Raw genomic sequence first — 16,710 nt, 5'->3', positions numbered from 1 at the left:
ACATAACAGAAGGACGATCCATCCATGACCAAGGTCGGCACCGACAGCCTCGGCACCCGCAGCACCCTTTCCGTCGGCGGCAAGGATTACGCCTATTACAGCCTCGCCAAGGCTGCCGAGAGCCTCGGCGACGTCTCCCGCCTGCCGTTCAGCCTGAAAGTGCTGCTCGAAAACATGCTGCGGTTCGAGGATGGCGGCCACACCGTGGGGCGTGAACACGCGCAGGCGATTGCCGACTGGCAGAACAACCCGACCACCGGCAACGAAATCCAGTACCGCCCGGCGCGCGTGCTGCTGCAGGATTTCACCGGCGTGCCCTGCGTCGTCGACCTTGCCGCGATGCGCGATGCCATCGCCAAGCTGGGCGGCGATACGGCGAAGATCAATCCGCAGGTTCCGGTCAATCTGGTCATCGACCACTCGGTGATGGTCGACGAATTCGGCCACCCCAAGGCGATGGAAGCCAATATGGAGCTGGAATACGCCCGCAATGCGGAGCGTTACGACTTCCTCAAGTGGGGCTCCAAGAGCTTCGAGAACTTCTCCGCCGTGCCTCCGGGCACCGGTATCTGCCATCAGGTCAACCTGGAGCACATCGGCCGCGGCGTGTGGTCGAGCGAGGACCAGGACGGCAACCTCACCGCTTACCCCGACACCTGCGTCGGCACCGACAGCCACACCACGATGATCAACGGCCTCGGCGTGCTCGGCTGGGGCGTCGGCGGGATCGAGGCGGAAGCCGCGATGCTCGGCCAGCCCATTTCCATGCTGATCCCGCGCGTGGTCGGCTTCAAGCTGACGAACCAGCTGGCCGAGGGGGTCACGGCGACCGACCTCGTGCTCACCTGCGTGCAGATGCTGCGCGAAGTCGGCGTGGTCGGCAGCTTCGTCGAATTCTACGGTCCCGGCGTGTCCAACCTCAGCCTCGCCGACCGCGCGACGATCGCCAACATGGCGCCGGAATACGGCGCGACCTGCGGTTTCTTCGGCATCGACGACAAGACGCTGGACTACCTGCGCCTGACCGGCCGCAGCGAAGACCAGATCGCGCTGGTCGAAGCCTATTCGAAGGAACAGGGCATGTGGTTCACGCCGGAAAACGAGCCGGTGTTCTCCGAAACGCTGGAGCTCGACATGGCCAGCGTCGTCCCCAGCCTGGCCGGCCCCAAGCGGCCGCAGGACAAGGTCGCCCTGCCGATGGTGGACGAGCTGTTCAACGGTGACCTCAAGTCGATTTACAAGAAGGACGCGCCCGTGCGCGTCGATGTGGAGGATACGCATCACGACATCGGCGATGGCGACGTCGTGATCGCGGCCATCACCAGCTGCACCAACACCTCCAACCCCGACGTGCTGATCGCCGCCGGCCTCGTCGCCAAGAAGGCGCGCGAAAAGGGCCTGAAGCCCAAACCGTGGGTGAAGACCAGCCTGGCGCCCGGCTCGCAAGTGGTGACGGACTACCTCGAAAAGAGCGGCCTGCAGGACGATCTCGACGCGATGGGCTTCGACCTCGTCGGCTATGGCTGCACGACCTGCATCGGCAACTCGGGCCCGCTCGCCCCGCCGATCAGCAAGGCGATAAACGGCAACGATATCGTCGCCGCCAGCGTCCTTTCCGGCAACCGCAACTTCGAAGGCCGCGTCTCGCCCGACGTGCGCGCGAACTTCCTCGCCAGCCCGCCGCTGGTGGTCGCCTACTCCATCCTCGGCACGGTCACGCAGGACATCACCGAAGTGCCGCTGGGCCAGGACCAGCAGGGCAACGACGTGATGCTGGCCGACGTCTGGCCGACCAACCAGGAAGTGGCAGACCACCGCGCCGCCAACATCGACCGCTCGATGTTCGAAAAGCGCTATGCCGACGTCCACAAGGGCGACGAACACTGGCAGGCCATCAACGTGACCGCGTCCGACACCTACCAGTGGCGCCCGGGCAGCACCTATGTCGCGAACCCTCCCTTCTTCGAAGGCATGGGGCTGGAGCCGGAACCGGTGAAGGATATTGCCAATGCAAAGCCGCTCGCCATCCTCGGCGACAGTGTCACCACCGACCACATCAGCCCGGCCGGCTCGATCAAGGAAGACAGCCCGGCAGGCGAATATCTGCGTTCGAACCAGGTCTCGAAGGCGGACTTCAACTCCTACGGCAGCCGGCGCGGCAACCACGAGGTCATGATGCGCGGCACCTTTGCCAACATTCGCATCAAGAACGAAATGGTCCCCGGCGTCGAAGGCGGCTTTACCGTCTATGACGGCGAGACCATGCCGATCTACGACGCAGCGATGAAGCACCAGGCCGACGGCACCCAGCTGGTCGTCATCGGCGGCAAGGAATACGGCACCGGTTCCAGCCGCGACTGGGCCGCCAAGGGCACCATCCTGCTCGGCGTGCAGGCGGTAATCGTCGAAAGCTTTGAACGTATCCACCGCTCCAACCTGATCGGCATGGGCGTACTGCCGCTGCAGTTCAAGGGTGGCGACACGCGCCTGACGCTGGGCCTGAAAGGCGACGACAGCTTCTCCATCGCCGGGCTCGACAGCCTGACCCCGGGACAGGACGTGGAAGTAAACGTCACCCGCGCAGATGGCACCGGCTTCGCCTTCACCGCGCAGTGCCGCATCGATACCGCCAACGAGATGGATTACTATCGCAACGGCGGGATCCTGCAGTACGTGCTGCGCCAGCTTGCCGCCTGATGCGGCTGCTGGCCGGCGCGGCGGTCGTGGCGCTGGCGCTCGCGGGATGCGAGCGTACGCCGCCGTCCGAGCAGCTCGACGTAAAGGCGCTGCCCGATGAAGGCAGTGTCGAAACGATCGCGGCAGCAGACCTTGCCGCGCTGATCGAGGCGGGCGAGGCGATCGTGATCGATGTCCGCACGCCGGAGGAATTCGCGGCGGGCCGCCTGCCGGGCGCACTCAACGGGCCGGTGGAGACCTTCGATCCGGCGGCGATCCCGATGGAAAAAGCGCGCGAGACGATCCTCTATTGCCGCTCGGGCAAACGCTCGGCGCGGGCGGCCGAAATGCTGGCGAAGCATACCGGCGCGCGCGTCCGGCACCTGGAAGGCGGCATCAAGGCGTGGACGGCGCGCGAACCCTCGCAGCGGGTCCTCGTCGGCGGCGAATAGCGGCTTCCGGATAGCTTGAAACGATAGAAAGGGCGGCGCTGCGCGATGCAGTGCCGCCCTTTTCCTTGGCGCGCCGGCGTGAGGTCGGTCGCCGGACGCCAGGGGTATTCGCGTGCGCTTCGGCTCAGTCTTCCTTCGCCTTGCGGCCCCACTTGCGGCGACCGAACACGGCTGCCGCACCCAGGCCGAAGAGGATGGCTATCGGCGGCGCAGGGACCTGCGTGCCGCTGGTGGTGCTGCCGCCGCTCGAGCTGGTGCTCGTCGAGCTGCTGGAGCTGCCCGACGTGGAGGACGAAGTCGAAGTCGAGCTCGAACCGCTCGAAGTCGAGGTGATGTTGCCCGAAGAGGAGCTGGTGCTCGTCACGCCGCCGGTGGTCGTGGTGACGCCGCCGGTGGTGGTCGAGATGCCGCCCGAACTCGTCGCCCCGCTGCTGCCGCTGGTGGTGAAACCGCCCGTGGTGGTGGTCGTGCTGACACCGCCGGTCGAGGTCGAAGTCGTGTTGCCGCCCGTCGAGGTCGTGCTGGTCACCGGCCCGCCCGTGGTGGTCGAGGTGATCCCGCCGGTGGTGGTCGAGGTGGTCGAACCGCCGGTGCTGGTGATGTTGCCCGAAGTGGTGTTGCCGCCCGTGCTCGTGCCCGGCTTGCCGCCCGACGTCATGCCGCCGGTCGTCCCGCCGCTGGTGGAGGTCGAGGTGCTGCCGCCGCCCGACGAGCTGGTGCTCGACGAGGTGGAAGAACTGCTCGATCCGCTCGAGGACGAGGTAATGTTGCCCGAGGACGAGGACGTGCTGGTCACGCCGCCGGTCGTGCTCGTCACCCCGCCCGTGGTGGTCGTGACACCGCCGGTCGAGCTCGACGTGGTGCTGGTGAAACCGCCCGTGGAGCTGGAAGTCGTGCTGGTCACGCCGCCGGTGGAGGTCGAGGAACCGCCGGTGGAGGTCGTGCTCGTCACGCCGCCCGTCGAGGTCGACGTGCTGCCGCCAGAGGTCGAGGTGGAGGTCGAGCCGCCGTTGTTCGAATTGTCGATGTCGATCACGATGCCGCCGGAGGTTTCGCCGCCACCGGTCGTGGTGGAGGAAATCTCCACATTGGCGCCGCCACCACCGCCGCCACCGAAGAAACCGCCGAAGAAGCCGCCTCCGAAACCGCCGCCGAAGCCGCCCGAGCCGCCGATGATGACCGGCCCGCCGCCGCCACTGCCGCCGACCGGCGGGAGCGGGGGCAGCGGAAGCGGCATCGGGATGGCAGCCATGGCGAACTGGCGTTCGATGCAATAGCCGCGGCCTTCTACATAGGATGTGCCCGCGTCGCCGGCGTGCATGCCGGCCGGCAGGTGCTGGACGAACTGGCCGGAAACGCACTCCGGCTCGCGCTCGACCACGCGGCGGATGCGGCGCACCCGCCGTTCGGGCCGTTCGACGACCCGGCGGATCTGGCGCTCACGCACCCATGGCGTATCCTTGACGCTCTTGACCGTCTTGTACTCGACCTGCGCTGCCTGGGGCTCGGCGACATGAACCGCCCCGCCGCCGACAAGCGCACCGCCTGCCGCCGCCGCGGAGAGTTTGGCAAGGGCCGTACGTACCGACATGGTCTAATCTCTCTTCATCAATTCGACTCTGCTCCGGACGGATTCCGGCGGGTTGGGTTGATTCCGTTCTGCCAAGAGACGGGTGAAGAGCGCCTATCGCAATCGCGTTAACCAGCATTTGCCGCAGCGGTGACGATTTTTTAGGGGTGTTTCGGGGCCGCGGTAGCGGGTTGTCCCGTTATGGCACCCAATTGGCCGGAAAACCTTACGATTACCGCCCGGCGACGTGGTTAATCGGCTTCGAAAAGCCCGCCTTGCCCACCGGTTTCGCCGCCGCGCGAATCGCCTGCCGGCCCTTGCGGCGGGGCCAGCCCCAGGTGCTTCCAGCCGAGCGAATTGAGGCAACGCCCCCGCGCCGTGCGGGCGATCAGGCCGAGCTGGATGAGGTAGGGTTCGATCACCTCTTCCACCGTGTCGCGCGGTTCGGCGAGGCCTGCGGCGAGCGTTTCCACCCCCACCGGTCCGCCGCGATAAATGTCGGCGATCATGGTGAGATAGCGCCGGTCCATCGCATCGAGGCCAAGGCTGTCGACTTCCAGCCGGGTCAGCGCCTTGTCCGCGATGTCGGCGGTGACGGTGCCGCCGCCGGAGACTTCCGCAAAATCCCGCACGCGGCGCATCAGTCGCCCGGCCACGCGCGGCGTTCCGCGTGCGCGCCGCGCGATCTCGCGCGCGCCCGCATCGTCGATGGCAAGGCCGAGCAGTCGGGCGCCGCGGGTGACTACGCGGGACAGCTCGTCCTCCGTATAGAAGTTGAGCCGCACCGGAATGCCGAAGCGGTCGCGCAGCGGCGTCGTCAGCAGGCCCTGCCGGGTCGTCGCGCCGACCAGGGTGAAGGGCGGCAAGTCGATCCGCACGCTGCGTGCCGAAGGACCTTCGCCGATGATGAGGTCGAGCGCGCGATCCTCCATCGCCGGGTACAGCACTTCTTCCACCACTGGATTCAAGCGGTGGATCTCGTCGATGAAGAGGACGTCGTTGGGCTCGAGGTTCGTGAGCAGTGCGGCGAGATCGCCCGATTTTGCGATCACCGGCCCGCTGGTGGCGCGGAAGCCCACGCCCAGTTCCGCCGCGACGATCTGCGCAAGGGTGGTCTTCCCCAGACCCGGCGGGCCGAAGAACAGCGCGTGGTCCATCGCCTCGCCGCGCCTCTTCGCCGCCTCGATGAAGACCGCCAGATTGTCCTTCGCCGCAGCCTGCCCGATGAATTCGGCCAGGCTCTTGGGCCGCAGCGCCGCATCCGGATCGTCCGGCAGGCGTTCGGGGGTGAGATCGGGGTTTGCGCTCATGCTGTTTTACACGCTCGGTCATGCTGAACTTGTTTCAGCATCCAACTATCGGCACGCTGGCACAGATGCAGCCCGCGCGCGATCCGATCGTTTATATCCTGGCGAGCCGGCCTTACGGGACGCTCTATATCGGCGTGACGAGCGACCTCGTCAGGCGACTGCACCTGCACCGCACGCGTGCATCTCCTGGATTTACGAGCAAATACGGTGTCAATCGGCTCGTCCGTTTCGAACAGTTCGGCGACATGGAAAGAGCGATCCTGCGGGAGAAACAGCTTAAGCGGTGGCACCGGCAATGGAAAATCAACCTCATCGAAAGCGAGAACCCGGACTGGCATGACCTGGCGCCCGGTCTTGGTTTCGAGCCAATAGCTCCACGCACGGGGCTGGATGGATCCTGAAACAAGTTCAGGATGACGGAATCTATGGGCGTCCATCACCCCGCCGCCTTCTTCAGCGCGACGCGGATCAGGTCGCTTTCGCTGGCCCCTTCGCCCAACTCGCCTTGCGCGGCAGCCACGGCCCTCGCAGCCACTGCGGGTTTGAAGCCGAGGTTTTCGAGCGCGCTCACCGCATCGGCGCTGGCAGGGCCGGCCGGCGTCACCGCGACATCGCCGCTCGCCCCGCCGCCGGGCATCGCGCCTGGGAGGGTTAGGGCCTTTTCCTTGAGCTCGTTGACGATCCGGCCGGCCAGCTTCGGCCCCACACCTTGCGCGCGCGCCACGCTGGCCGCATCGCCGCCGGCGCAGGCATCGCGCAGTTCGCCGGGGCTGAGCGCGCTGAGGATGGCCAGCGCGACCTTGCTGCCGACACCCTGCACATTCGTTAGCTGGCGGAACCAGTCCCGCTCCTCCGCGCTAGCGAAGCCGAGCAGGCGCATGTCGTTCTCGCTCACCTGCAGGTCGGTGAACAGCGTCGCCGCCTCCCCCTTCTCACCCAACGCAGCGAGCGTCTTGGCAGAGCAATGGACGAGATAGCCGACGCCGCGAACATCCAGCACGGCCCAGTCGGCTCCGCTCTCATCCAATACGCCGTTTAGTTTCGCAATCATACCCTACCCGTTTTGCGCTACCGCTTCGCTGCTTGAGCCCCACCCTGTGTGCGCTACCGCTTCGCTGCTTGAGCGCGTTTTGTTCTTGCGGCACAAGAAACCCTTGGTCCAGCGCTAATGGACAGGCGTTCACAGTTGCGGCAGGAAACCGGGCCATGAGTTACAACAGCTTCGGCCACCTGCTGCGCGTCACCACCTGGGGCGAAAGCCACGGCCCGGCCATCGGCGCGGTGGTGGACGGGTGCCCGCCGGGGCTCGCCCTTTCGGAAGAAGACATCCAACCCTTCCTCGACCGACGCCGACCTGGGCAGAGCAAGTTCACCACCCAGCGGCAGGAGCCGGACAGGGTCCGCATCCTGTCCGGTGTTTTCGAAGGGCAGACCACGGGCACGCCGATCAGCCTGATGATCGAGAACGTGGACCAACGCAGCAAGGATTATTCTGAAGTCGCCAAAGCCTATCGCCCCGGCCACGCGGATTACGCCTACGACGCGAAATACGGCCTGCGCGACTATCGCGGCGGCGGGCGGTCGAGCGCGCGGGAAACCGCCATGCGCGTGGCTGCGGGTGCGATCGCGCGGCTGGTGATCCCACAGGTGACGCTGACGGCCTATGTCGCGGAAATCGGCGGCGACCGCATCGATCCGGCGCGCTTTGACGCGGGCGAGATTGCGCGCAACCCCTTCTTCTGCCCCGACCCGGAAGCGGCGAAGCGGTGGGAGACGCTGGTGGACGAAGCGCGCAAAGCCGGATCATCGCTGGGCGCGGTGGTGGAATGCCGGGCCGAAGGCGTGCCAGCGGGCTGGGGCGCGCCGCTCTATGCCAAGCTGGACGCCGAACTTGCGGGCGCGATGATGAGCATCAACGCGGTAAAAGGCGTGGAGATCGGCGACGGTTTCGATGCCGCGCGCGGCACCGGGGAGAGCAACGCCGACCCAATGCGGCCCGGACCCGATGGCGATAAGCCCGAATTCCTCGCCAACCACGCCGGTGGCTTCGCGGGCGGTATCAGCACCGGCCAGCCGGTGACCTGCCGCGTGGCCTTCAAGCCGACCAGTTCCATCCTGACGCCGGTCGAAACCATCGACCGCGAGGGCACGGCGACCGAAATCCGCACCAAGGGCCGCCACGACCCCTGCGTCGGCATCCGCGGCACGCCAGTGGTAGAAGCGATGATGGCGCTGGTGCTGGCCGACCAGATGATGATGCACCGCGGGCAGTGCGGGTAGGAGAAACCTGGCTTTAACTCCGACGGCCTAACTGATTGTGCCATTGGAGAATCTGATATGAATTTGAAAGATTGCGATGGTCGCCGCGACGACATTGCCGCGCTCACACTCTTGGCCGGCCGGTGCAATCCGGCTCAGAAAAAACGCCTCGACGAAGAATATGCGAAGTTGATCGCAGGGACCGCGGGCGAGCGCGAAGCCGCACGCATCATGAACCGGGAATTCGGCGAATCCGACCGGATGGGGCTGCTGCACGATATTCGCATAGGCGTGCGCGGAGAATACGCGCAGATCGACCATCTCGTGATCCATCGCGTGCAAGGCCGTATCTGGCTGTGCGAGACCAAGAATTACGGCGGGCGACTGCAGTGCGACGCACACGGTGAATGGACGATCTGGTACGGAAATCGCCCGCAACCTGTTCCTTCGCCTATCGAACAGGCCCGCTTGCAAGCCATCGTTCTTCGGCGCTGGCTCGAAGAAAATGGGTATGGGTATCTCGAGGTCCTGCCGATGGTCCTTTGTGCTCCCAAATCGAGCGTGGATCGACGCGAGATCCCGGAAGATGTGACAATCGTGAAGTGGGACCAGTTCCCCTCATGGTGGAGGGACCAGGCTGAAAAGGTTGGCGTCCTATCCGCGATGCGGATGTGCGCAGGTAGATTCTGGGAGAAGCGCGACACTAACTGGCTTCGCGGGCTTGGCGCCGCATTGTGTGAAGCTCATGAACCAATAACATTCGATTGGGAACGGCGGCTTGGGCTTGGTCAGGGAGATCAGGCTGAAGAAGGCGCTCGAAAAGCTGACAACGTCCACCGGTTGCCGGTGAAACGGAACGCGTCTTCTCCAGAGACGCCCAGTTCACAGCAATCGAGGCTCGATCTTTCGCCGCTTGGCACCCCACACGGCGAAATCACCTTCCGCGAGCTTGGAAACGGTGAAGTTGCAATTCGCAATCCGCCGGCGAAACCGTTGATCGAGGTAGTTCGTGGCACCGTTCGAGGCAGGGGTCGCTGGCAACCGAAGTATAAGAACTGGATTGTGAAAGCCGAACATTTCGCTGATTTGCGTGAACAGATCGAGTCACGATTAAGAAGCACAGTCAATCGCTATTGGGCCTAGGCCGACCAGATCCAATTCCTCTCACCGGCGCGTTATTGAGGGACCTGCTAATTCATCAACGCCCCCGCCGCAGCACAAGATAAAGCGCACCATCGCCGCCGTGGCGGCGGTGCGCCTTGCGGACGGCGGCGATGTCCGCGCCGTGGGGGCCGGCGGCGAGCCAGTCGAGGATCTTGGCGCGGATCGCCCCGCGGCTGGTCCCGCGGTCCGCGGCATCGACCGGGCGGGACTTGCCGGTGACCACGAGGACCAGGCGTGCGTCCATCGCCTTCGCCTGCGCGATGCCGCTGTCGAGCCGCTTCCACGCGCCATCCAGCGTATGGCCATGGAGGTCGAGCGTGAAATCGGGCTCCACCCCCGCGCGGGCGAGCTTGCGCTCCCACGAATTGTCGAGCCCGTGCTGCGCATCGAGCGGGCGCGGGGCCGGTGGCGGCGGAGGTACGGGCGCACGCAGCGGCGGGACGCGGCCCTTCGGTTTGCGGGGCGGTGTTGCGACCTTCGCTCGCGGGGCCTCCCGATCAAACTGCGGGCGACTGGCTGCTTTGGCTCGCGGAGGATGAAGCGGCGTTGCTGTGGCGGCCAGCTGTTCCCAGAGCGCCTGCTCTTCCGGCGTCAGGCCGCGCGGATAGCTCATCGCGCCAGCAGGCGGCGCGCGGCGGCTTTCGGCAGGAGGATATAGGCGCGGCCCCGCCCGCTCATGCCGCCGGCAATCTCGCGCGCTTCGGCACCCGCGCCCCAGAACGTGTCGAAGCGGTTGGGGCCTTTGATCGCCCCGCCCGTGTCCTGTGCCACCCACAGCCCGTCCGCCACGTCGCGGTCCAGATCGAGCCAGACGGGCGCGCCATAGGGGACGTATTTGGGATCTACCGCGACCGATGCGCGGCCCCGCACGGGCACGCCGATGCTGCCGATGGGCCCGATCGCGGCATTCGGGCCGGTCAGTTCGCGGAAGAAGATCCAGCTTTCGTTCTCGCGCATGATCGCGCGGCCTTCGGCCGGATGGTCGCGCAAATACTGGACGATGCCCTGCATGCTGGTGGGGTAATTTGTGCCGTCGCCAATCAGGCCGCGCTGGCGCATCAGCGCGCCGATGCCGGTGTAGCCGTGACCGTTCTGCCCGGCATAGCCGATGCGCGTCACGCTGCCGTCGGCAAAGGCGAGCCGCCCGCTGCCCTGGATCTGCAGAAAGAACAGCTCGATCGGATCGACCGCCCAGCCCAATTCCAGCCCGCGCCCGGCGAGCGCCCCGTCCTCGATCTCTGCGCGGGTGTAATAGGGCACGAACCTGCCGCTCTCGTCATAGCGGCCCAGGGGTGCACGGCCCGTCCGTTCGCTTTCGGGCATGTCGTCGGGCCATGCGCGCACGAGGTCGTCCGGCATTGCGTACACCGGGGCATAGCCCGGCTGGAACGCGCGCGACCCGGCGATCTCCGGCTCGAAATAGCCGGTGGCAAAGGCATCGTTCGTGCCCACCTCGACCGTGTCGAAAAAGCGCGCGAAGAAACCTTTTGGATCGGCGGCGGGCCAAGCGGTAAACGCGGCGCAGGCCTCTCTCCAGTCGCTGTTAATAGTCAGCCCGCTCGCATCCTCGCGCGACAAGACGACGGGGCAGCTGGTGTTGAAGGCGAGCAGCGCGCTGGCCGCGTCGTCGTAAGTCAGGTTGAGGTGCGCAACGGGCGGTCCGGCGCGCACGCCCATTTCGAGCGCCGTAGTGCCCGCGGGCGGCGGCGGCGCGCGATCGATCGGTTCGGGGACGATCTGGCAGCCGGCGAGCGCCAGCGGCGCGGCTAGCAGGGCAGCGGCTCGCAGCATGGCTTTGACCCTGATGTTCACGGGCCTCAGCCCTCGTCGGTTTCGGTCACCAGCCACTTGGGGCCAGGCAGACGCGTATCACGCTCGAACGTCCAGACGTCGACGCTTTCGATGGCATCGTCGAGCGATCCGGCGACCACGTTGCCATCCTTGTCGTAAGTGACGGCGGCGATGTCGGCGATGAAGCGCACGGTGATCCGCGCGATCGAGCCGTCGAGTTCGGCGGAGTGGATGACCGCATCCTCGATCCGCACCAGGCTGTTCCTGAGCGTTTCGCCCGCTTCCTCGCGCGCGGCGATGGCCGCTTCGAAACCGGCGTAGACATCGGCATCGGTCAGTTCGCGCAGATCTTCGCGGTCGCCTTCCCAGAAGGCTTCCAGCACGACGGAATAGGCGCCCTTCGCCCCTTCGAGAAACGAGAGCAGGTCGAACTGGCGGTCGGCGGCGGAAATTTCACGCAGGCCCCGCTCGATCGCCGGGGTCACGCCGGAGAATTGCGGCATCGCCTGCTGGCCCTGCGGCGCTGCAGCCTCGGCAGGGCGCTCTCGCTGCTGTTCGCGCGGCTGCTCCAGCCGGGTCACCGACGGTTCTTCCTCATGCTCGGCGCGCTGGCCCAGTACGGAATAGAGGCGCAGGCCCAGAAAGGCCGCGATCATGGCAAGGATGATGATTTCCCAAAACACGTTAGTCTTTTCCTGCCCCTTAGGCTCTGCGAGGCGCCGCCGGGCCCGCCCACCGGATTTGCCGGGCGTTCCTTCCAACGAAACCGTTTACCATTGGTGCCTGAAATAGTGATCAAACACAAATGAACAAGCGATGAGACCGCGCCGCCGCGGCGCTGCGCCTGCCTGCAGAGCGGCGTTGCGGGGGCGGTGAGCGGGTGCTAGGCGCGCTGTCGCGAAATCGCCGCTCCGGAATCGGCGCGGCCCGACAACCCGGTAACCAGGACACTATTCATGGCCGACGAAGGCAACATGCCCGCCAATCCCGTACCCAACCCGGCAGAAGGCGCAAACGGCGCCGACAACCAACCGAGCGCGGGCTTCATCACGCAATATGTGAAGGACCTTTCGGTCGAGAACCCGAAGGCGCCGGAAAGCTTCCAGTGGACCGACCAGCCGCAGCTGGACGTGCAGTTCAACATCGCTGCCAGGGACGTTGGCGACGGGGTTCACGAGGTCGAGCTGAAGATCGTCTGCACCGCCAACGCACAGGCGGGCGCGGCCTATATCATCGAGCTCGCCTATTGCGGCCTCGTCGGCATGCGCAACATGGCCGAAGACCAGGCGCACATGTTCCTTTATTCCGAAGCGCCGCGGATGCTGTTCCCCTTCGCCCGCCGCGTGGTCGCCGATGCCGTGCACGATGCGGGCTTCCCGCCGCTGATGCTCGACCCGATCGACTTCCAGGGCCTCTACTTCCAGCAACTTGCCGCGAAGCGCGCGCGCGAGGCGGAAGAAGGCGCGGGTACACCGGCAGCGGACGCCTGAGCCAAACCCTGACGGGTCTCATCGGATGAGCCTGCTCAAGAATGTCGGGACGATCGGCGGGCTGACGATGGTCAGCCGCGTCGCCGGCCTCGCGCGCGAGATGATCTTCAGCCGCGTGCTCGGCGCCAATGCGGTGACGGACGCGTGGTTCCAGGCCTTCATCATCCCGAACGTCTTCCGCCGCCTGTTCGCGGAAGGCGCGTTTTCCGCCGCATTCGTGCCGATGTTTTCCAAGCGTTTGCACGGGGACGGCGGGATCGAGGAAGCGCGCAGCTTCTCCGACGACGTGCTCAGCGTCTTCCTGCCCGTGCTGATCGCGGTCTGCGCGATCATGATGCTGGCGATGCCGCTGGTGATCATGGCGCTGGGCGACGGGCAGTCCCCGCCGGCGAACTTCGCGATGGAAGTCGATTTCGCGCGGATCATGTTCCCCTATATCCTGCTGGTCAGCCTGGTGACGCTGTTCACCGGCATGTTGAATTCGGTCAGCCGCTTTGCGCCCGGCGCAAGCTTCCCCATCCTGCTCAACCTCACCCTGATCGCGGCGTTGCTGTTCGGCGATTACGCGATGGCCGAATGGGGCTGGACCACGCGGCAGGTCGGCTACAGCCAGGCGTGGGCGGTTACGATCGGCGGGGTCATCCAGCTTGCATGGCTGTATTACTGGGCCCGCGTCGAAGGCTTCCGGCCCAAGCTGCTGTGGCCGCGGATCACGCCGGAAGTGAAGCGCCTGTCGATCATCGCGCTGCCGGCGGCAATCGGCGGCGGGGCCTACCAGATCAACACGCTGGTCCAGCTCTACTTCCTCAACCGGCTCGACGATGGCGCGATCAGCTACATGAATTATGCCGACCGGCTGAACCAGCTGCCGCTCGGCATCATCGGCATAGCGCTGTCGACCGCGATCCTGCCGACGCTCAGCAAGTTCGTCGGTACCAAGAACCGCGAAGGTACCGACCGCGTGCAATCCGACGCGATCGAAGTCGCCATGCTGCTGACGATGCCCGCCGCCGTGGCGCTGGCGATCTGCGCGGTCCCGTTCGTCACGATGATCTTCCAGGGCGGCCGGTTCAGCCTGGAACAGGCGGATTTGACCGGCCGGGTCGTCGCGGCGCTGGTGCTCGGTTTGCCGGCCTATGTGCTGGTGAAGGTGCTGGTGCCCAATTTCTACGCCCGGTCGGACACGCGCACGCCGGTCTATGCCGCCTTCATTTCGCTGGCGGTCTTCATCGCGATGAATTTCGTGCTGCTGGAGGATTTCGGCGTGGTCGGCGTAGCCTTTGCCAGCGTCATCGGCGCGTGGATCAACGTTTTCTATCTCTACGTCGTGCTGGTGAAGCGCGACTATTACACCATCCCGCTGAAGCTGGTCGCGCGGATCGGGCGGCAACTGGTCGCGGCGGCGGCGATGGGCGCGGCGCTGTGGTTCGCGCGCGACCTGCTGGCCGGGTGGTACGATGCCGGGTTGTTCGCGCGCGCCGGGGCGCTTATCGCCCTGGTGGCGTGCTCGGCGGTCGTCTATTTCGGCATCGCCTTTGCCATAGGCGCGATCGACCGGCAGCGCATCCGCACCCTGACTTCGAAGAAAGAGCCTTGATTCCATGCGTGTCGTTTCCGGTATCCAGCCCACGGGCAACCTGCACCTCGGCAATTACCTGGGCGCGATCCGCAACTGGGTGGCCATGCAGGACGATCTGGAAGAGGCTAACCGCGCTCAAGTAGCCGAAGGCGGTAGCGCAGACAGAGAGTGCCTGTATTTCCTTGCGGACCTGCACGCCATTTCCATGCCGCACGATCCGGCGGAGCTGCGCGCCGGCACGCTGGAGATGGCCGCGGCGCTGGTCGCCTGCGGGATCGATCCCGACCGCTCCATCCTGTTCAACCAGGCGCAAGTGCCGCAGCATGCGGAGCTGCAGTGGCTGCTATCCGGCACGGCGCGCATGGGCTGGCTGAACCGCATGACGCAGTGGAAGGACAAGGCTGGCAAGAACCGCGAAGGCCAGTCGGTTGCGCTGTTCTCCTACCCCGTGCTGCAGGCCGCCGACGTGCTGCTCTACCAGGCGACGCACGTTCCGGTAGGCGACGACCAGAAGCAGCACCTGGAGCTGGCGCGCGACATCGCGCAGAAGTTCAACAACGATTTTGCTCCGAGGAATGAAGATGGCGACGAAGCGCCGGTCTTCACCCTGCCCGATGCAATCGTGCCGCCCGCGGCCGCGCGGATCATGAGCCTGCGTGACGGATCACGGAAGATGTCCAAGTCGGACGACAGCGACATGAGCCGCATCAACCTGTCCGACGATGCCGACACGATCATGAAAAAGGTGAAGAAGGCCAAGACCGATCCCGAACCGCTGCCGTCGGAGACAGATGGTCTGGCGGACCGGCCGGAGGCTCTGAACCTCGTCACCATCTACGCCGCGCTGGCGCAGACGAGTGCCGAGGCGGTGCTGGCCGATTTCGGCGGCGAAGGGTTCGGCAAGTTCAAGCCGGCGCTGGGCGACTTGATGGTCGAGACGCTCGGCCCGATCGCCGCGCGCTTCACGGAGCTGAAGGCGGACACCGATACGCTCGATGCGATCCTTGCCAAGGGCGCGGCACGGGCTCGCGAAAGGGCCGTGCCCACGCTGGCCCGGGCTTACGAGGCGCTCGGCCTCGTCCGCGGCTAGGCACGCAACCTCCCGCAAACGGCTCGAAAACTTGACCTTTTGTTAAATCGGGCGTTCAATCCCGGTTCACTGGCGGCTGCGTAGAACAACGCCAACGCTGATGGTCGTGTGCGCAATTATGGGGGGCACGCGGGACGCAGCCCACCCTGAATGGAGACACACCATGTTCCGACGTATCCAGGGGGCATCCAAGGTCGCGAAACTGGCCGCTGCCCCGATCCTTCTCGCAGGCCTTGGCGCCTGCACCACCGGCTTTAACGCCGATGTATCCCGTTTCGAAAGCCAGCTCCCGGCCCCGACCGGACAGACGTTCGCTGTCATTGCCGACGATCCAGAACTGGCCGGCGGCCTCGAGTTTTCGCAGTATGCGGACTTCGTCGAGGAAGAGATGGCGCTGCTCGGCTACACGCCGACCGACAACCCGGAAGCCGCCGATCTGCTCGTGCGCTTCGACTACGGGGTCGACAACGGGCGCACCCGCGTCCGGTCCAGCGGCTTCGGCTATGGTGGCGATCCGTTCTACGACCGCTGGTATGGCTATCGCGGCCCGCGCACCGTGTATCGCCGTGTGCGCACGCGTGATGGCCGCGTCGCCGTCGTGCCGACCCGTGCCTGGGGCTATGGCTACCACGATCCGTTCTTCCGCCGCGGCAACGATGTGTGGGCCGACACGGTCTACACCAGCGGCATCGACATGAAGATCGACCGCGCCGCGACCGGCGAGCGACTGTTCGAAGGCAAGGCGCAGGCCCTGTCGACCAGCAATCGCCTGCAGTACCTGGTCCCCAACCTGGTCGAAGCGATGTTCACCGACTTCCCCGGCAATTCGGGTGAAACGGTCCGCATCAGCGTGAAGCCGGAAGACCAGCCGGTCCGCCGCCGCTGACGCAGCATAACCAGATGGAAGGAAACGGGCGCTAGCGGATGACCGCAGCGCCCGTTTCTGTTTTGAGCGTTACCCAGGTCTGCCCAATTCCGATCGACGCCTCGGCTACTTGCGCCGGCGCCTGAGTGCAGCAATCGGAACGCCGATTGCGACCGATCCGATCAGGAAGGCGCCGGGCCAGCCGGGGTTCGGCTCTATCGCGTTGCCGCGCAGCAGCGCCTCCGCCACGTCGATGGCCCAGTTCGCCACGTGGATCAGTGCGATCAGCAGGACCGTGCTGGCCAGCCAGTTCCTCCAGTCGCGCATCGCCCAGCCCGTGCGCCGCGAGACATAGCCGAGCATCCGGTCGCCGAGCCACACCAGCACGACCATCCAGATCAGAACGAGCAGCAGGACGAGGAGGAGGATGCCCGGGCTGAGGCCGCCGATCCCCGGCATCGCGA

Annotated in this window: 17 protein-coding genes; 11 read left to right on the top strand and 6 right to left on the bottom strand. The window is 65.8% G+C overall.

The features are described from left to right. The first annotated feature begins 24 nt into the window (after positions 1 to 24). From acnA to QQW98_RS07260, 4 genes are all read left to right on the top strand, one after another. Positions 25 to 2,697: an aconitate hydratase AcnA gene (gene acnA / locus QQW98_RS07275; protein WP_290134328.1), complete on the top strand. Its 2,673-nt coding sequence runs from the start codon at positions 25 to 27 to the stop codon at positions 2,695 to 2,697. Then, positions 2,697 to 3,128 carry a rhodanese-like domain-containing protein gene (locus tag QQW98_RS07270; RefSeq protein ID WP_290134327.1) on the top strand — a complete coding sequence of 144 codons (432 nt, stop codon included), beginning with the start codon at positions 2,697 to 2,699 and terminating at the stop codon, positions 3,126 to 3,128. Before acnA ends, QQW98_RS07270 begins: the two co-directional genes overlap by 1 nt. A gap of 194 nt (positions 3,129 to 3,322) precedes the next feature. Beyond that, positions 3,323 to 4,405 carry a hypothetical protein gene (locus QQW98_RS07265; protein WP_290134326.1) on the top strand — a complete coding sequence of 361 codons (1,083 nt, stop codon included), beginning with the start codon at positions 3,323 to 3,325 and terminating at the stop codon, positions 4,403 to 4,405. A gap of 56 nt (positions 4,406 to 4,461) precedes the next feature. Beyond that, the gene (locus tag QQW98_RS07260; protein WP_290134325.1) at positions 4,462 to 4,830 is read left to right on the top strand and encodes a hypothetical protein; all 369 of its coding nucleotides are present in this window, start codon (positions 4,462 to 4,464) and stop codon (positions 4,828 to 4,830) included. A 119-nt stretch (positions 4,831 to 4,949) separates the two neighbouring features. Here the strand turns inward: QQW98_RS07260 and ruvB are convergent, their stop codons facing one another. Continuing rightward, positions 4,950 to 6,008 carry a Holliday junction branch migration DNA helicase RuvB gene (gene ruvB, locus QQW98_RS07255; protein ID WP_290134324.1) on the bottom strand — a complete coding sequence of 353 codons (1,059 nt, stop codon included), beginning with the start codon at positions 6,006 to 6,008 and terminating at the stop codon, positions 4,950 to 4,952. Between the two features lie 20 nt (positions 6,009 to 6,028). On the opposite strand from ruvB, the gene QQW98_RS07250 reads away from it, so the two are divergent. Then, positions 6,029 to 6,409, top strand: coding sequence for a GIY-YIG nuclease family protein (locus QQW98_RS07250; protein ID WP_290134323.1), 381 nt, complete (start codon positions 6,029 to 6,031; stop codon positions 6,407 to 6,409). A gap of 35 nt (positions 6,410 to 6,444) precedes the next feature. Here the strand turns inward: QQW98_RS07250 and ruvA are convergent, their stop codons facing one another. Next, positions 6,445 to 7,059 (bottom strand): Holliday junction branch migration protein RuvA, encoded by a 615-nt coding sequence (gene ruvA / locus QQW98_RS07245; protein ID WP_290134322.1) that lies wholly within the window; start codon positions 7,057 to 7,059, stop codon positions 6,445 to 6,447. Positions 7,060 to 7,214: 155 nt separating this feature from the next. Here ruvA and aroC point away from each other — a divergent pair, with 155 nt between their 5' ends. Continuing rightward, complete coding sequence (aroC, locus tag QQW98_RS07240; RefSeq protein WP_290134321.1) at positions 7,215 to 8,288, top strand: chorismate synthase; 1,074 nt, start codon at positions 7,215 to 7,217, stop codon at positions 8,286 to 8,288. Positions 8,289 to 8,345: 57 nt separating this feature from the next. After that, positions 8,346 to 9,410, top strand: a complete 1,065-nt coding sequence (locus QQW98_RS07235; protein WP_290134320.1) for a nuclease-related domain-containing protein — start codon at positions 8,346 to 8,348, stop codon at positions 9,408 to 9,410. Positions 9,411 to 9,465: 55 nt separating this feature from the next. Here QQW98_RS07235 and QQW98_RS07230 read toward each other — a convergent pair whose 3' ends face one another. From QQW98_RS07230 to QQW98_RS07220, 3 genes are read right to left on the bottom strand one after another with little or no spacing between them, the layout of a single operon-like run. Beyond that, positions 9,466 to 10,044: a Smr/MutS family protein gene (locus QQW98_RS07230; protein ID WP_290134319.1), complete on the bottom strand. Its 579-nt coding sequence runs from the start codon at positions 10,042 to 10,044 to the stop codon at positions 9,466 to 9,468. Continuing rightward, positions 10,041 to 11,222 carry a murein transglycosylase A gene (gene mltA, locus QQW98_RS07225; protein ID WP_404800887.1) on the bottom strand — a complete coding sequence of 394 codons (1,182 nt, stop codon included), beginning with the start codon at positions 11,220 to 11,222 and terminating at the stop codon, positions 10,041 to 10,043. Before mltA ends, QQW98_RS07230 begins: the two co-directional genes overlap by 4 nt. A gap of 26 nt (positions 11,223 to 11,248) precedes the next feature. After that, positions 11,249 to 11,905: a Tim44/TimA family putative adaptor protein gene (locus tag QQW98_RS07220; RefSeq protein WP_290134317.1), complete on the bottom strand. Its 657-nt coding sequence runs from the start codon at positions 11,903 to 11,905 to the stop codon at positions 11,249 to 11,251. 273 nt (positions 11,906 to 12,178) lie between these two features. Here QQW98_RS07220 and secB point away from each other — a divergent pair, with 273 nt between their 5' ends. The 4 genes from secB (at position 12,179) to QQW98_RS07200 (ending at position 16,267) form a co-directional block, all read left to right on the top strand. After that, positions 12,179 to 12,712, top strand: coding sequence for a protein-export chaperone SecB (gene secB, locus QQW98_RS07215; RefSeq protein ID WP_290134316.1), 534 nt, complete (start codon positions 12,179 to 12,181; stop codon positions 12,710 to 12,712). 25 nt (positions 12,713 to 12,737) lie between these two features. Then, positions 12,738 to 14,309: a murein biosynthesis integral membrane protein MurJ gene (murJ, locus tag QQW98_RS07210; protein ID WP_290134315.1), complete on the top strand. Its 1,572-nt coding sequence runs from the start codon at positions 12,738 to 12,740 to the stop codon at positions 14,307 to 14,309. A gap of 4 nt (positions 14,310 to 14,313) precedes the next feature. After that, positions 14,314 to 15,381: a tryptophan--tRNA ligase gene (gene trpS, locus QQW98_RS07205; RefSeq protein WP_290134314.1), complete on the top strand. Its 1,068-nt coding sequence runs from the start codon at positions 14,314 to 14,316 to the stop codon at positions 15,379 to 15,381. A 163-nt stretch (positions 15,382 to 15,544) separates the two neighbouring features. Beyond that, positions 15,545 to 16,267: a DUF4136 domain-containing protein gene (locus QQW98_RS07200; RefSeq protein WP_290134313.1), complete on the top strand. Its 723-nt coding sequence runs from the start codon at positions 15,545 to 15,547 to the stop codon at positions 16,265 to 16,267. 105 nt (positions 16,268 to 16,372) lie between these two features. Here the strand turns inward: QQW98_RS07200 and QQW98_RS07195 are convergent, their stop codons facing one another. Continuing rightward, positions 16,373 to 16,705: a hypothetical protein gene (locus tag QQW98_RS07195; RefSeq protein WP_290134312.1), complete on the bottom strand. Its 333-nt coding sequence runs from the start codon at positions 16,703 to 16,705 to the stop codon at positions 16,373 to 16,375. Positions 16,706 to 16,710 lie beyond the last annotated feature (5 nt).

This window comes from Alteriqipengyuania flavescens, from assembly GCF_030406725.1.
Classification (GTDB): domain Bacteria; phylum Pseudomonadota; class Alphaproteobacteria; order Sphingomonadales; family Sphingomonadaceae; genus Alteriqipengyuania_B; species Alteriqipengyuania_B flavescens.
Note: the sequence above shows the minus strand (reverse complement) of the source record. Positions and strands in the feature narration are given on the sequence as shown.

Bases quoted from the DNA above. Each gene is read 5' to 3' on its own strand.
- acnA (WP_290134328.1), top strand. From the start codon at position 25: ATGACCAAGGTCGGCACCGACAGCCTCGGCACCCGCAGCACCCTTTCC.
- QQW98_RS07270 (WP_290134327.1), top strand. From the start codon at position 2,697: ATGCGGCTGCTGGCCGGCGCGGCGGTCGTGGCGCTGGCGCTCGCGGGA.
- QQW98_RS07265 (WP_290134326.1), top strand. From the start codon at position 3,323: ATGGCTATCGGCGGCGCAGGGACCTGCGTGCCGCTGGTGGTGCTGCCG.
- ruvB (WP_290134324.1), bottom strand. From the start codon at position 6,008: ATGAGCGCAAACCCCGATCTCACCCCCGAACGCCTGCCGGACGATCCG.
- QQW98_RS07250 (WP_290134323.1), top strand. From the start codon at position 6,029: ATGCTGAACTTGTTTCAGCATCCAACTATCGGCACGCTGGCACAGATG.
- ruvA (WP_290134322.1), bottom strand. From the start codon at position 7,059: ATGATTGCGAAACTAAACGGCGTATTGGATGAGAGCGGAGCCGACTGG.
- aroC (WP_290134321.1), top strand. From the start codon at position 7,215: ATGAGTTACAACAGCTTCGGCCACCTGCTGCGCGTCACCACCTGGGGC.
- QQW98_RS07235 (WP_290134320.1), top strand. From the start codon at position 8,346: ATGAATTTGAAAGATTGCGATGGTCGCCGCGACGACATTGCCGCGCTC.
- QQW98_RS07230 (WP_290134319.1), bottom strand. From the start codon at position 10,044: ATGAGCTATCCGCGCGGCCTGACGCCGGAAGAGCAGGCGCTCTGGGAA.
- mltA (WP_404800887.1), bottom strand. From the start codon at position 11,222: ATGCTGCGAGCCGCTGCCCTGCTAGCCGCGCCGCTGGCGCTCGCCGGC.
- secB (WP_290134316.1), top strand. From the start codon at position 12,179: ATGGCCGACGAAGGCAACATGCCCGCCAATCCCGTACCCAACCCGGCA.
- murJ (WP_290134315.1), top strand. From the start codon at position 12,738: ATGAGCCTGCTCAAGAATGTCGGGACGATCGGCGGGCTGACGATGGTC.
- trpS (WP_290134314.1), top strand. From the start codon at position 14,314: ATGCGTGTCGTTTCCGGTATCCAGCCCACGGGCAACCTGCACCTCGGC.
- QQW98_RS07200 (WP_290134313.1), top strand. From the start codon at position 15,545: ATGTTCCGACGTATCCAGGGGGCATCCAAGGTCGCGAAACTGGCCGCT.
- QQW98_RS07195 (WP_290134312.1), bottom strand. From the start codon at position 16,705: ATGCCGGGGATCGGCGGCCTCAGCCCGGGCATCCTCCTCCTCGTCCTG.